Annotated in this window: 14 protein-coding genes; 8 read left to right on the top strand and 6 right to left on the bottom strand. The window is 71.3% G+C overall.

The window, feature by feature from the left end:
* The first annotated feature begins 76 nt into the window (after positions 1–76).
* From AB0I28_RS04580 to AB0I28_RS04595, 4 genes are all read left to right on the top strand, one after another.
* The gene (locus tag AB0I28_RS04580) at positions 77–1681 is read left to right on the top strand and encodes an FAD-dependent monooxygenase (protein ID WP_357489408.1); all 1605 of its coding nucleotides are present in this window, start codon (positions 77–79) and stop codon (positions 1679–1681) included.
* Between the two features lie 1031 nt (positions 1682–2712).
* Positions 2713–3033 (top strand): YbaB/EbfC family nucleoid-associated protein, encoded by a 321-nt coding sequence (locus tag AB0I28_RS04585; protein WP_357490818.1) that lies wholly within the window; start codon positions 2713–2715, stop codon positions 3031–3033.
* Between the two features lie 9 nt (positions 3034–3042).
* The gene (gene recR / locus AB0I28_RS04590; protein WP_357489410.1) at positions 3043–3639 is read left to right on the top strand and encodes a recombination mediator RecR; all 597 of its coding nucleotides are present in this window, start codon (positions 3043–3045) and stop codon (positions 3637–3639) included.
* Positions 3636–4148 (top strand): hypothetical protein, encoded by a 513-nt coding sequence (locus AB0I28_RS04595; protein WP_357489412.1) that lies wholly within the window; start codon positions 3636–3638, stop codon positions 4146–4148. Before recR ends, AB0I28_RS04595 begins: the two co-directional genes overlap by 4 nt.
* Positions 4149–4158: 10 nt before the next feature.
* Here AB0I28_RS04595 and AB0I28_RS04600 read toward each other — a convergent pair whose 3' ends face one another.
* From AB0I28_RS04600 to AB0I28_RS04615, 4 genes are read right to left on the bottom strand one after another with little or no spacing between them, the layout of a single operon-like run.
* Complete coding sequence (locus AB0I28_RS04600) at positions 4159–5124, bottom strand: hypothetical protein (RefSeq protein ID WP_357489414.1); 966 nt, start codon at positions 5122–5124, stop codon at positions 4159–4161.
* Between the two features lie 24 nt (positions 5125–5148).
* The gene (locus AB0I28_RS04605) at positions 5149–5955 is read right to left on the bottom strand and encodes a GNAT family N-acetyltransferase (RefSeq protein ID WP_357489416.1); all 807 of its coding nucleotides are present in this window, start codon (positions 5953–5955) and stop codon (positions 5149–5151) included.
* Between the two features lie 5 nt (positions 5956–5960).
* Positions 5961–6965 carry a P1 family peptidase gene (locus tag AB0I28_RS04610; protein ID WP_357489418.1) on the bottom strand — a complete coding sequence of 335 codons (1005 nt, stop codon included), beginning with the start codon at positions 6963–6965 and terminating at the stop codon, positions 5961–5963.
* Positions 6966–6971: 6 nt separating this feature from the next.
* Positions 6972–8132, bottom strand: a complete 1161-nt coding sequence (locus tag AB0I28_RS04615) for an MFS transporter (RefSeq protein ID WP_357489420.1) — start codon at positions 8130–8132, stop codon at positions 6972–6974.
* A 71-nt stretch (positions 8133–8203) separates the two neighbouring features.
* On the opposite strand from AB0I28_RS04615, the gene AB0I28_RS04620 reads away from it, so the two are divergent.
* The gene (locus tag AB0I28_RS04620; RefSeq protein WP_357489422.1) at positions 8204–8875 is read left to right on the top strand and encodes a TetR/AcrR family transcriptional regulator C-terminal domain-containing protein; all 672 of its coding nucleotides are present in this window, start codon (positions 8204–8206) and stop codon (positions 8873–8875) included.
* On the opposite strand, the gene AB0I28_RS04625 is transcribed toward AB0I28_RS04620, so the two are convergent.
* On the bottom strand, positions 8872–10089 hold the full coding sequence (locus tag AB0I28_RS04625) for an MFS transporter (RefSeq protein ID WP_357489424.1): 1218 nt from the start codon (positions 10087–10089) through the stop codon (positions 8872–8874). The two genes, AB0I28_RS04620 and AB0I28_RS04625, sit on opposite strands and share 4 nt — an antisense overlap.
* A 62-nt stretch (positions 10090–10151) precedes the next feature.
* Between AB0I28_RS04625 and AB0I28_RS04630 the strand changes: the two genes are divergently transcribed.
* Positions 10152–10703 carry a TetR/AcrR family transcriptional regulator gene (locus tag AB0I28_RS04630; RefSeq protein ID WP_357489426.1) on the top strand — a complete coding sequence of 184 codons (552 nt, stop codon included), beginning with the start codon at positions 10152–10154 and terminating at the stop codon, positions 10701–10703.
* A 341-nt stretch (positions 10704–11044) separates the two neighbouring features.
* Here AB0I28_RS04630 and AB0I28_RS04635 read toward each other — a convergent pair whose 3' ends face one another.
* A complete protein-coding gene (locus tag AB0I28_RS04635; protein ID WP_357489428.1) occupies positions 11045–11767 on the bottom strand; it encodes a metallophosphoesterase in 723 nt (240 codons plus the stop codon).
* 58 nt (positions 11768–11825) lie between these two features.
* On the opposite strand from AB0I28_RS04635, the gene AB0I28_RS04640 reads away from it, so the two are divergent.
* Together AB0I28_RS04640 and AB0I28_RS04645 are read left to right on the top strand one after the other, a co-directional pair.
* On the top strand, positions 11826–12431 hold the full coding sequence (locus AB0I28_RS04640) for an ABATE domain-containing protein (protein ID WP_357489430.1): 606 nt from the start codon (positions 11826–11828) through the stop codon (positions 12429–12431).
* A 164-nt stretch (positions 12432–12595) separates the two neighbouring features.
* The gene (locus AB0I28_RS04645) at positions 12596–14263 is read left to right on the top strand and encodes an ABC transporter substrate-binding protein (protein ID WP_357489432.1); all 1668 of its coding nucleotides are present in this window, start codon (positions 12596–12598) and stop codon (positions 14261–14263) included.
* Positions 14264–14313 lie beyond the last annotated feature (50 nt).

Below are 14313 nucleotides of genomic sequence, written 5' to 3' on the forward strand. Positions count from 1 at the left end.
AAATTCCTCCTTGACAACTTAACACAGTTCGAGTAATCCTTAACAGCGTTCGACTAACAACGTTAAGGAGATCATCATGATCCGGGCAGAAGTGATCATCGCGGGCGGCGGGCCGAGCGGACTGATGCTCGCCGGGGAGCTGCGGCTCGCCGGCGTCGACGTCCTCGTGCTCGAACGCCTCGCCTCGGGCATGCAGGAGTCGCGGGCGGGCGGAATCCACGCCCGGACCATGGAGATCTTCGACCAGCGGGGACTCCTCGACGCGATGCTCCCCGAGATCAAGCGGATGAACGTCGCGCACTTCTCCGCCCTCTGGCTCGACGTCAGCACCATGCCGACGCGCCACCCCTACCTGGGCATGATCCTGCAGAGCCGCATCGAACGACATCTCGGCGACTGGACCTCCGGGCTCGGCGTGCGCGTCATGCGCGACGCCGAAGTCGTCGGCGTCGAACAAGGCGACACCGGGGTCGAGGTCCGCGTCAGATCCGCGGCAGGGGAGGAAAGCGTCGTCCACGGGGACTACCTCGTCGGCTGCGACGGCGGCCGCAGCGCCGTGCGCAGACTCGCCGGCTTCGAGTTCCCCGGGACCCCGGCGAGCATGACCGCGCTGCTCGCCGACGTCGAACTCGCCGAGCCGCCCGCCGGGCGGGTCTTCCAGGAGCGCCGCGAGCACGGGTCCTTCTCGGTGATGGACTTCGAGCCGGGCTGGTACCGGGTCATGACCAACGAGTACGACCACGTCATCGACCGCGACGCCGAGGTCGGCCTCGAAGACGTCCGCAAGGCCATGGTCAAAATCGCCGGCACCGACTTCGGGATGCACTCGCCGCGCTGGGTCTCGCGCTTCAGTGACGCCGCCCGGCAGGCGAGCGAGTACCGGCGCGGGCGGGTGCTGCTGGCCGGCGACGCCGCGCACATCCACTTCCCGGCGGGCGGGCAGGGGCTCAACACGGGTGTGCAGGACGCGGTGAACCTCGGGTGGAAACTCGCGGCGGTGGTGCGGGGCGGCGCGGAGGAGCTGCTCGACACCTACCACTCCGAGCGGCACCCGGTGGGCGAGCGCGTGCTGCACAACACGAGAGCGCAGACGGTCCTGGGCGCGCCCGGAGAGCACATGACCGCCCTGCGGGAGACCTTCGCGGGGTTGCTCGGGATCGAGGAGGCGAACGCGCGGCTCGCGGGGATGATCACGGCCCTCGACGTGCGCTACGAGATGGGCGGAGGCGGAGACCACCCGCTGCTGGGGCTGCGGGTGCCGGACGTGGAGATCGAGCTTGCCGGGGCCGATGGTGCCGAGAGGACGCAGAGAACTGGTGGGACCGATAGGACCGGCGGGGCCTCGCGGGTCCACGAGTTGCTGCGGACGGGGAGATGGGTGCTGCTCGACCTCGGCGTGGGGCGCGACCCGGCAGCAGAGCCAGACACGGCTGCGGGGCTCGACCTGGCCGCGGGGCTCGACCTGGCGGCTTTGGCGGCGGAGAGAAGCGAGGTCGACCTGGTGGCGGCGACCTGCCCGGAACAGAGATGGGCACTGCCGCCGACGGGTGAGGTGGAGGCACCGCTGGCGGTGCTGATCCGGCCCGACGGGCACGTGGCGTGGGTGGGCATGGGCGCCGACGGCGACGCGGAAGGACTGCGGGCGGCGATGAGGAGGTGGTTCGGGACGAGGGGGGAATGACGAGGAGCCTGTGGGTGTGAGCGGTCGGTCGCGGCCGCGCTCGGCCCGAGGGCGGGACGACTCGTGTGCGCGGGCGGGAGTCTGCGCGCCTGGGGTGGTTCCGACGGCCCGAGGAATCGCCCGTGCGTGGGTGAGGGACGCGACGAGCCCGGCCTTGCCGGGACGTGCCGTGAATCGCCATCGCGCGGGTGGGGGACGCCGAGCCCGGCAACCCTCACCCACGCCCAGGAACCGCGTGCGCGGGTGAGGGTGCCCAACGCGGGAAGCGGACGGGCCTGCGCGGGAACCGCCGTGCGCGAGCGGGTGGCCGAAGCCGAAGGCCCTCGCTGGCAGCGGGTGGAACCGCCGTGCGCGCGAGCGGGCGGGCGGCCAACCGACTCTAGGGCGTCCTGTGAGACGTCAACCGCCGTGCGCGCGAGCGGGCGGGCCGGCTGCGCTCGGTCCTGAGGCGGGCGCTGCCATGCGAGGGCCGGTGCCTCCAACGCCGGAAGCAGATCGGCCCGAGCGTGGAAGCCGCAGTGACTGCGGGGTCGGTGGCCGCGGCATTGGGTGCGGACGGGCTGCGTCAGGGAGCCGGTGTCTTGCTCCGGTGGCCGCAGCGCCGGCAGGAGAGGGGCGCCTGCGCCCGGCATCCGCCGCGCGTGTGTGAGCGGTCGGCGGGCCCCGGCCGCGCTCGGGTTCGAGCGCTGGGCGCGCTCGCGTGCGGGTTTTGGCCGCAGTGCTGGCGGGAGACAGGGCACCTGTGTCCGGGGACCGCCCTGTGCCTGGCTGCGGCCTGGCTGCGGCCTGTCGGTGGCCGGGCGACGGTCGGGCGACGGTCGGATGCGTCGGGCTCCTGCGTCAGACAGCGGCCACGCCGCAGTCGTGCTCCGCCCCGAGCGCGGGAGCCGCCGTGCGTGCGGGTCGGTGTCAGCGGACACGTCAGGGCCACGGGCTAAGCTGCGGGGGCGGGGCGGGCACGAACGTGGGCACGTCAACCGCGTGAGACGGACATGGGGACGGCGGAGGGAAACGGCATCATGATGCCCGACATGCAAGGGCTGCTCCAGCAGGCCCAGCAGATGCAGCAGCAGTACGCGGAGGCGCAGGCCGAACTCGCCTCGGCGAAGGTCGAGGGCAGCGCCGGGGGCGGCCTGGTCAAGGCCGTCGTCACCGGCGACAACACCCTCGTGTCGGTCAAGATCGACCCGTCGGTGGTCGACGCCGACGACATCGAGACCCTCGAAGACCTCGTCGTCGCCGCCATCCACGCCGCCGGCACCGAGGCGCGCAAGCTCGCCGAGAAGAAGCTCGGCGCGCTCACTCAGGGCCTCGGAGGTCTCGGCGACAGCCTCGGCCTGCCCGGCTTCTAGGCGGACGACGTGTACGAAGGCGCACTCGCCGACCTCATCGAGGAACTCGGCCGCCTCCCCGGCATCGGGCCGAAAGGCGCGCAGCGCATCGCGTTCCACATCCTCTCGGCCGACACCCACGACATCGACAAGCTCGCCGACGCGCTCAAGCGCGTCAAGCAGCTCGTCCGCGTCTGCGAGATCTGCTTCAACGTGTCCGAAGAGGACCGCTGCCGCATCTGCCGCGACGGACGCCGCACCGACGAGAACATCTGCGTCGTCGAGGAGTCCAAGGACGTCATCGCCGTCGAGCGCACCGGCGAGTTCCGCGGCCGCTACCACGTACTCGGCGGTGCGATCAATCCGCTTGAAGGCATCGGCCCGGACAACCTGCGCATCCGCGAACTGATGACGCGCCTCCAGGCGGGCGAGACCAAGGAACTCATCCTCGCCACCGACCCCAACACCGAGGGCGAGGCGACCGCGACGTACCTGGCGCTGCTCGTCAAGCCGATGGGCATCACCGTTTCCCGCCTGGCCAGCGGCCTGCCGGTCGGCGGGGACCTGGAGTACGCCGACGAGATCACCCTCGGCCGCGCGTTCGAAGGCCGACGGGTCCTGGATTGAGGCTCACCCGGGGCGGGTGGCACGTCTTAGCCCTCGCCGTCGCCGTGGTCATGGCGGCGGCCATGCCCTTCGCGATCGTGTGGCGGATGACGCTGGCCTGCTCCGAGGACCTCGCCGCCGAGGAGGCCGAGGTCCACAGCGACCACCGCTTCACCGCCGATGACATAGGCGGCATCGGCGACTACATCGGTGTGCACTGGGCCCTCGACCGTCTCGGCGACTGCTCGTCGGGGCGCCCGCCCGAGGCGCTGGTCTACCGCGCCCTCTTCGAGCTGGACGCGCCGAGCGTGCAGACACTCCTCTGGGATCACACGTGGCTGCCCGCCACGCCCGTGACCGCCGACGGCCCGGCCGGTGAGAACGCGATCGGCTCGGCGCTGCTCGCCTACGTGCCGGCGGGCGCCGAGTGGTCGATGGCCGCCGCGCTCGACATGGCCGACCTCGGCGCGTACACCGGCTCGCTCTTCCTCGACGCCGAGCACGCCCTCGCCTACGCGCGCTTCTGGTGAGGCGCCGCCGTCACTCGATGAGCACGACGGCGACCTCGGTCCCGCCGAACAGGATCAGGCAGCCGGTGCCGCCGCCCCAGTTGAAGTGGCCGTCGACGTTCACGTCCAGCCCGTAGACGAGCGGCGCCGGGCCGCCGTCGGCGAGACGGGCGAAGATCGTGGCGAACAGGTCGCGGCCGAGGTGGGCCACCAGGAGCTCGTCGGGAAACCGCGGCCGCGCGGACTCCATCTCATCGGCCGAGATCGCGCCGAGCAGCGAGGCGCCTTCGGCGGCGCGGTACAGGTTTCCCGCCTCGAAGACGTTCAGGAACGTGGTGAACTCGGCCGGCGAGAGAGCGTCGAGATCATCCTCGTCCTCGTCGTAGATCTCATCGTCGTCGACGAGATCGGCGCCGTTCTCCCGCCACCACTCGTCGACGGCCGTCCCGGGATCGGCCGCTTCGGCCAGGTCGAGGCCGTGCTCGGCGAAGGTCACCGCGGCCTCGATCCGGGCGTTCTCGCCGACCGACACGAACTCGCCCAGCAGGCGGTTGACGCAGGCGAGGCGCTCTCCGGAGCCGGGGCCCAGGTCGGCGGGGTCCGGCCCGTCACCGGGCTCCGCGGGGCGAGGTGCCAGCGACAGGCGCAGCGCGCGGCCGGATGCCGAGCCGCCGACCAGGACGATCCCGTCGTCGGTGCCGACCCGCGAGAGCCGCGGGAACCGGTCGACGACCGTTCGCCCGATCGCGGCGGTGAGGGCGCTCGCCGCTTCGTCGAGGTCTCCGCCGAGGAACCGGGTCAGCAGTTCCTCGACATCGCCGGCGCCGGTCACCGCTTCGCCCGCGCCATCGGCGGGAAGGTCGCTCGCGTTTCCCACCACGACTTCCCCGCGCAGGTCGCCCCTGCGCGCCCAGTGCGGCAGCAGCCGCATCGCCGTCGCCAGGTCGAGCGCGCTCGGGCCTGCGCTGCCCGCCTGCACGGCCCCATCGCCGGTCATCGTCAGTCTCCCGTCCTCATCGCGTCAGGCGCCCCACACATACGGCGTCGTCGTCTCCACCGCGAGCAGCCCGAGCCTGCGCAGGATCGGCATGCTGTCGTCGGAGGCGTCGACCTGCACGTACTTGTACCCGCGCTCGACCGCCAGCCGCGCCCGGTAGGCCACCATCGCCTTGTAGATTCCCTTGCCGCGCCACTGCTCCAGCGTCGAGCCGCCCCAGAAGGACGTGAACTCGGTGCCCTCGTGGAAACGCATCCAGGCCGCGCAGACGACCTCACCGGTCGCCTCCACCTCGGCGACGATCACGACCGCCGGGTCGCCGACCTCGGAGAGGTCGCGCGTGAGCGCGTCGACCATCCACGAACAGTCGTAGCCCCACACGGTCTCCTGCATGGCCGCGATCTTCTCCAGGTCGGCGCGTTCGCTCACCTCTCGAATGCGCACGCCCTCGGGCGGCTTCGCCTCGCCGGCCAGCACAGCGGCCTCGCCGACGATGAGCGTCTCGCGCTCCTCCGGCACGAAACCGGCGGCGGCGAGGCGATCGGTGAGGTCGGCCGGCCGGTCGAGGCCGTGCGTCTTCCACTCCACCGACAGGCCATGAGCGCCGAAGTGCGCGCACTGGCGGGCGATCAGCGCGTCGAGTTCGGCGCCCTCGAGGCCGTCGAGTCCCGTGTAGGTGAGGAAACCACGCCCGGTCAGGGGCGTCTTGCGATGCAGCGGACCGTCGGTGTCGATGTTCGAGACATTGTCGACGAGCAGCCGCGCGCGGATCTGCTCGGTGTAGGCGGCGCGGTAGGCGTCGGCGAGAGGTGTGCGATCAAGATCGTCCATATGGGTCACCTAAGCACCAGCGCGCGCAGGCGGTCCACAGGTATTCCGGGCAGCGTCCGGCCCTGGAAGCCGACGGTCGTGCGCGCGGCCACGAGCGAGTTGAGCACCGACTCCTCGACGGCGTCGAGCGCGGCGGCGAACAACGGGCTCAGCCCCTGGTCGGACGGGGCGGCGCCGCTCGCGGTCGAGAAGGCGACCCCGTAGTCGCCGCTGCCGTGGGAGTAGTCCGCGCCGGTTCGGCCGAGCCCGAACACCAGCCGTCGCGCCAGCCGGGTCAGCTGCCGGGCGTCGAGCGGCGCGTCGGTCGCCGCGATGATCATGCACGAACCCGCCTCGGGCGCGTTCGGGTCGGCCAGGCCCAGTTCGGCGTGCCCGGCGGTGACGCCGCCGACCCGCAGCGTGCCACCGAAGTTCGCCTGCACCAGCACTCCGAGGGTCACCTCCCCGCCCGGCAGGTCCACGAGCCGCGAGGCCGTGCCGATCCCCGCCTTGTAACCCAGCGCCCCCGTGCCGGTCCCGGCGCCGACCGAGCCCTCCGCGACCGGCCCTCCCGCCGCCTCGCCGATCGCCGCGAGAACGTCGGCCTCACCGACCGGCCGCGAGCGCCCGTCGGAGAGGAAACCGTCGTTGCACTCGCCGACGAAGGGGTTGAAGGACACGACTGCGGAGTGGGCGGGCTGCGCCAGCATCCACGTGACCAGGGCGTCGGCGGCGCGGAACGCCGACAGCGTCGAGGTCAGCACGATCGGCGACTCCAGGACGCCGAGTTCGGCGAGCTGCGTCGAGCCGATGAGTTTCCCGTAGCCGTTTCCCACGTGGAGTCCGGCCGCGACGGTTGAGTCCGGGCCGATGCCCTCGGGGACGATCGCGGTGACGCCGCTGTGGATCGCCGGCGGCCGCAGGATCGTGGTGTGCCCGACGAGTACGCCCGGCACGTCGGTGATGGCGTTGTGCGGGCCGGTGCGGCCGGGCGCGGGTACGAGTCCGTGATCGCGGGCGCGTGTCGTCATGGGGGATCAACGTACGCCTTTGATCCCGGCGTGCGCGGCCAGCGTCCCCGCCGCGGTGACACCGGCCGCGAGGAGGAAGGCCCAGTGCAGGCCCCGGCTGAAGTCGCCGGCGCCGAGGACCGCGCCGTAGGCGGTGACCCCGATGCCGCCGCCGAGCTGCTGGACGGTGTTGTTGATCCCGGCGGCCAGGCCGAGGCGGCCTGGGCCGTCGACGGTGAGCGCGCCCAGCACCGGCAGCGCGATTCCGGCCCCGAAGCCGGAGACCACCATGCCGGGCATCAGCGCCCACCAGCCACTGCCCGTCCCGGTGAGGAACATCCACGTCAGCGCGAGGACGACCAGTCCGAGGCCGCCGACGACGAGCCGTCGTGGCGGGACGCGGGACATGAGCGACCCGGCGACCGGTCCGGCCAGCAGCAGGGGCACGACTCCCGGCAGGAGCGCCAGGCCGGCGCCGATCGCGGTGTAGCCGCGCACGTCCTGGAAGTACACCGAGATGTACATGAACAGCGCGAAGGAACCGGCCTGGACGACGAAGGCGGCGGCCTGCGTGCCGAGGAAACGCGGACGCAGGAAACCCGCGAATCCCAGGCCGGCCGACGCGGGTGGGTCGGTGCGGGGGAGCGTGCGCCATGCGATGAGCAGGCACACCGCGGCGACAGGGACGTTGAGCAGGAAGATCCAGCGCCAGGACGCACCCGACACCAGCGCGCCGCCGACGAGCGGTCCGGCGACCACGCCGACGCCGGCGGTCATCCCGCGCACCCCGAAGGCGATGCCACGGTCGCGGCCCTCGTAGGTGAGGGCGACCAGCGACATGGTGCTCGCGAACAGGATCGCGGCGGCGAAACCCTGCACGACACGCCCGGCGAGCAGCGTCTCGATGCCGGTCGCCAGCCCGCACGCCAGTGAGGCGGCGCTGAACAGCGCGACTCCCGCGTAGAACATGCGGCGGTGCCCGACGCGGTCGGCGAGCATGCCGGTCGGCAGTTGCAGCAGGCCCATGGTCAGCGCGTAGGAGGTGATCACCCACGAGAGGCCGCCGAGGCCGGCGTCGAGGTCGTCGCCGACGGCGGGCAGCGCGACGGTGACGACCGTGGCGTCGAGCATGAGCATGAAGACGGCGAGCACGATCGCGGCCAGTGGCCACCAGCGCGACTTGAACATCGAACCTCCCTAGCGGTGTTCGGGAGAAACTAACATCGCTAGGGAAACTCTGGCAATGCTAGATTTCGGCCATGTCCGACAACCCGATCGGGGCGGCGTGGAGTGACGACGAGACCGGCACGCGACTCGACCGCGCCGAGATCGTCCGGGTGTCGCTCGAACTGCTCGACACGCAGGGCCTCGACACCTTCAGCATGCGCAGGCTCGCGCAGGCGCTGAACATCAAGTCGCCTTCCTTGTACTGGCACGTGCGCAGCAAGGAGGAGCTCTACGACCTGATCATCGACACCGTCTACGGGCGGTGCGCGCTGCCGGCGCAGACCCCGGACTGGGAGGGGCGGCTCACCGAACTCGCGCTGTCGCTGCGGAAGGTCCTGCTCGACCATCCGGCCGCCGCGCGGCTGCTGCCCGGGCGCGTTCCGGCCGGGCCGAACGCGTTGCGCCTGGCCGACCATGTCGTCGGGACGATGCGGCGGGCCGGGTTCGACGACACCTACGCCTCCTACGGCTACCTGATCCTGCACTTCTACGTCACCGGCTTCGCCAGCCAGGAGGTCGCCTTCGGCAAGGGGTCGGCCGGCGACGTGCGCCTGGCCGACTTCGGCGCCTTCCTGTCCGGGCTGCCCGAGGAGCGCTACCCCGACCTGACGGCGGTCGCGGGCGTGATGCTCGACGGGCGGCTCACCGACCGGTTCGCCTTCGGGCTGGAGGGGATCCTCGCGCGGTTCGCCAGGGAGCTCTAGCCACGCACCCGCCGGAACTCGCGCAGTCGCAGGGCGACGATGCCGAGGCCCAGTACGCAGGCGAGTCCGCCGCCGATGAGGGCGCCGGGCAGGCCGGCGACCTGCGCGACCACGCCCGCACGCGCGCTGCCGAAGGCGGGCGCACCGTTGGTCTGGGCGAGCCACAGGCTCGTCACGCGGCCGCGCAGACCGTCGGGGGTGTGGGCCTGGAGGAGGGAACCGCGCAGGATCTCCGACACGAGGTCGGCCGCGCCCGACAGCGCCAGCAGGGCCATGCCGGCGAACAGTGCGTGGGTGAGTCCGAGGCCCGCGATGGCCAGGCCCCATATCGCCGTGGCGATCAGCGCGACCATGCCCGGGAGGCGCACGCGGCTCGTCCAGCCGCTGGTCGCGGCGGCCGCGATGGCGCCCGCGGCGGGCGCTGCCGACAGCAGGCCGAAAGTCGTCGCGTCGCCGCCGAACCAGTCGGTGGCCAGGGCCGGGAAGAGCGACTTCGGCGCGGCGCAGAGCATCGCGACGGCGTCGACGAGCATCACCCCGGCGACGATCTGGTTGCCGCGGACGTACCGGAAGCCCTCGGCCATCGACCGTAGGCCCGGGCGCGTCGGCGCGGGTGTCGACGGCGGTAGTGGGCGCACGAAGCGCATCGCCACGGCGAACAGCGCGAAGCCGGCGGCGTCGACGGCGAAACAGGCGACCAGGCCCGGGCCGGCGATGAGGTAGCCGGCCAGGGCGGGGCCTAGGAGTGCCGCCGACTGGGTGGTGAGGCCGTTGAGGGCGGCGACGGCGGCGAGCCGTTTCACGCCGACGAGGGCGGGCACGGCCGCGTAGGTCGCGGGGGCGCCGAGGCCGGCGAGGAAGCCGATAGCGGTGGTCGACACGTAGATGAGCCACAGGCGAGGGCTGTCGAGGAGGCTGTTGCCGAGCAGGGCGAGGGCGAACAGCGCGCCCGGCAGGCGCACGGCGGTCAGCAGGGCGCGGCGGTCGACGCGGTCGGCGAGCATGCCGCCGAGGAGGAGCCCGGCGATCATGCCGAGGCTGGTGACGAGGCCGCCGAGCCCGACGGCGACGGTCGAGCCGGTGAGTCCGTAGAGCTGCCAGCCGGCGGCGGTCTCGGTGAGGGCGCCGCCGAGCAGGAGGGCGCAGCGTCCGGTGAAGAGCCAGCGGAAGTCGCGGCTTTCGCGCAGGGGTGACACGTCGAGCAGCAAGGCCATGCGAGAGACGATACATAGCTTATCTTGAGATGCAACATGCTGTTTCACACTATGCTGCGCTGGTGGACGCCAAGCTGCTCGACGCCGCCATGTCCCTGCTGGCCGAGACCACGTGGGACGGGTTGACGCTGGGCGCCGTCGCCGACCGGGCGGGGGTCTCGCGGGCGACCTTCTGGCGGCAGGTCGGCGGGAAGGACGAGCTGCGGGCGGCGCTCATCTCGCGCCTGGCCGTCGACTACCGCGACGCGCTGTGGCCGATCCTCACCGCCGACGGGACCGGGCGCGACCGGCTGCGGGCCGCGCTGGAGGCGCTGTGCGAGGTCGCCGACCGGCACCTGCCGCTGCTGTCGGCGGTCGACACCGCGTTCCACGACGCCGAGCCGGAGGACAAGGGCGGGTCGCCGGCGGGGTTCGTGGGGCCGCTGACGCGGCTGATTCGCGACGGGATGGCCGACGGGAGCCTGGCGGAGCAGGAGGATCCGGAGACGGCGGGGGATCTCGTGTTCAACACGGTGTGCTGGCCGTACGTGCACCTGCGGCGGCATCACGGGTGGGCGCCGGGGAAGGCGCGGACGCCGTTGCTGGATCTGGTGGTGGGGGGAATGGCGACTTAGGGGGCGTTGGGTGGGGGTGCTCGGGGGCCGGGCGGCGGCTCGATCGGGGGTGGGCGCTCAGGGGGCCGATCTGGTGCGTGGGGAGGATCGGCCGAAGGTACTTGCCGGGCGGCTTGGTGGAGTGGTTGGCCGGCTCGATCGAGGGTGTGGGGCCTCCCGGCCTCCTCCCTACGTTCGACGGTAGATGCGCGCCCGGCGTGGGCGGCGAACGCGAGCCGCGCTCGCTGTGGACAACCGGCGGGTTGTGGACAACGGCCCGCCGGCGCCCCGTCCGTTGTCGCCCCGGCCCGTCGCCCCGACCGCCCGGCCACCCCGCGCCCGCCCCCTGCCCCGCCGTTCCCCTAAACCACCCGCCAGTGCGTCATCACCCGGCGGTCCTCCACCACGTGGAACGCGACCCCCGGCGGCGCCTCCAGGTCGACCAGCCCCTCCCCGGGCTCCCAGTCCAGCCGCAGCGTCGACGTCACGCCCGGCGCGATCAGCAGCGGCAGTCCGGCGAACGTCGACGCCGCCGCCGTGTGCGTGTGCCCCGTCAGGATCGCGATGACGTCCGGATATCCCGCCAGCACCTCGGCCAGGTCCTCCGGCTTCTGCAGCAACCACTGGTCGACGACCGCCTGATGCATCCGCACCGGCGGGTGGTGGAACGCGATCAGCGTCGGCGTCCCGCGCAGCCCGTCCAGCGTCGCCGCGAGCCAGGTCAGCGTCTGCGGCGTCAGCTCGCCCTCGTCGCGGCCCTCGATCAGCGAGTCCAGCAGCACCAGGGCATGCCCGGCGACGTGGTGCACGACGTTGAGCTCCCCGTCGGGGCCGCCGAGGACTTTGCGATACCCCTCCCGGCGGTCGTGGTTGCCGGGCAGGTGCAGCACCGGGTACGGCGAGTCGAGCAGTCCGGCGACGATCTCGTACTCGTCGACCCTTCCGTGGTCGGCGATGTCGCCGGTCACGAGGATCGCATCAACGGGCCGGGTGAGGCCGTGCAGATAGTCCATGACGCGGCGGGCGCGGTCGGTGGCGCGATCGCCGCCGTCGATGTGGGTATCGCTGATGTGGGCGAGGAACATGAGCGGAGCCTAACGCTTAGGAGAAGTCCAAACGTTAGGTAGCGTAGGCTCTCGTCCCGTGGAGATCAAGCAGGCCCGCGGCATCGCCCTCGAACTCGCGCTGACCATCCGGCACGACGGCGAGGGCGGCATCGCCGACGACATCGGCGATCTGGCCGGCTTCCGTTCCTGGCTCAGGGAACACGCGGCCGTCCTCGGCGCCGGTCACACCGCCGACGAGCGGCATCGGCTCCGGGTCGTGGCTCTGCGCAAGGCGATCCGCGCGCTCTTCGCCCACGCCGTCCATCCGGGCCCGCGCAGTCGCGCCGACACCGGCCGCCTCATGTCACGCCCGAAGGCGCTCGGCGTCGTCAACGCCGCCGCGAGCGAAATGCCCGTCGTGCCGGTTCTGTCGTGGCCGGCGGAGCCGGTAGCGACACAGTCTCCTGTGGACGGACGACCGCTCACGGCCGTCCTCGCGCAGGCGGCCATCGCCTTCCTCGCCGGCCCGGATCGCCTGCGGCTGCGGGCATGCACGGCTCCGCGTTGTGTCCGATACTTCGTCAAAGAGCACAATCGGCAGCAGTGGTGCAAAACGTCCTGCGGCAACCGGGCCCGAGTCGCGCGTCACTACGAGAAACAACGCGAGAGTGGGCGCACCGGGCACAAAACCCCCACTCAGTGAACGATCCGGCGGCATTCACACGCAGCCGGTCACAATCGAATATCAGTCTCGAGTGGGCCGGTTCACACCAGCGCCACCTCCCACTAACGTTCCCACCAGACGGCACCGGAACGGCCGATGATCTCGCCGCCGGGGCACCACAGTAGAAACAGTGAGGTGGCTTGATGAAGCTTCGCAAGCTCCGAGGCGTGTTGGCGCTTGCCTCTGCCACAGCCCTGGTGCTGGGCACGGCGGCGTGTGCCGACAGTGACCGCGGCGAATCCGGTTCCGAGGACCAGACCTTCGTCTTCGGCGCACCCGGCGACCCCAAGTCGCTCGACCCGAGTCTCGCCACCGACGGCGAGACCTTCCGGGTCACCCGCCAGGTGTTCGAGACCCTTCTCGAGCACGAGCCCGGTGGCACCAAGATCGTTCCCGCGCTCGCCGAGAGCTACGAGCAGTCGCCCGACGGCCTGCAGTGGAAGTTCAAGCTCAAGAGCGGCGTCACCTTCCACGACGGTGAGGCCTTCAACGCGGCGGCCGTCTGCAAGAACTTCGAGCGCTGGTACAACTGGAGCGGGACCTACCAGTCCACGAACTTCTCCGGTTACTGGCAGGAGCTGATGGGCGGCTTCGCCAAGAACGAGAGCGAAGACACCCCCGCGGCGAACTTCAAGTCCTGCACCCCCAACGGCGACCTCGATGTCACCATCGACGTCAACAAGTACTCGGCGACCCTTCCCGGCGCGTTCACGCACGCCGCGATGGCGCTGCACAGCCCGAAGTCGATCGACGCCTACGCCGCGGAGGCCCCTCCGACCGGCCAGGAAGGCTCGTTCACCTACCCCCAGTACAGCCAGACCGCCGGGACCGTCGCGGGTACCGGACCGTTCAAGCTGAGCAACTGGGACAAGGGCGCGCAGCAGGTCACCCTTGAGCGCTTCGACGGCTACTACGGCACCAAGGCCGGCGTCCAGAAGCTGGTCTTCCAGACCATCAAGGACGCCAACGCCGGTCGCCAGGCCCTTGAGGCCGGTGACATCGACGGCTACGACCTCGTCGCGCCCGCCGACGTCAAGCCGCTCCAGGACGCCGGATACCAGGTCCCGACCCGCGGCGTGTTCAACATCCTCTACATGGGGATGCAGCAGGAGACCGAGCCGCTGCTGAAGAAGAAGGAGGTGCGCGAAGCCCTCGCGCACGCCATCGACAAGCAGTCCATCGTGGACTCCAAGCTCCCGCCGGGTGCCACCGCCGCGACGCAGTTCATGCCCGACACCGTCGAGGGCTACAACCCCGACGTGCCGCAGTACGAGTACGACCCGGCCAAGGCCACCGAGCTGCTGAAGTCCGCCGGTGCCGAGAACCTCAGCATCGACTTCTGCTACCCGACCGAGGTCAGCCGGCCGTACATGCCGAGCCCGCCGGACATCTTCGAGATCCTCAAGGCCAACCTCCAGGCCGTCGGGATCACCGTCAACGACAAGCCGATGAAGTGGGCGCCGGACTACCTCGACGCCACCGACGCCGGTAAGTGCCCGCTGTACATCATCGGCTGGACCGGCGACTACAACGAGGCCTTCAACTTCATCGGAACCTGGTTCTCGGTCTACGACTCGGGCTGGGGCTTCAAGGACGAGAAGCTGTTCGCCGACATGGCCGCCGTGTCCGCCGAGCCCGACCAGGCCAAGCGGGTCGAGCTCTACAAGGCGCTCAACGCGCAGGTCATGGAGCTCCTCCCGGGTGTGCCGCTGACCAGCTCGCCGCCGTCGATGGCGTTCGCCAAGAACGTCAAGCCGCCGACGACCAGTCCGCTCACCCAGGAGAACTTCGCCGAGGTCTCCTTCACATAAGCAAGCACTCGTCGACCGCCCGGGACTGTGTCCGAAAGGGACACGGCCCG

The sequence above is a fragment of the Phytomonospora sp. NPDC050363 genome (assembly GCF_040655735.1).
Classification (GTDB): domain Bacteria; phylum Actinomycetota; class Actinomycetes; order Mycobacteriales; family Micromonosporaceae; genus Phytomonospora.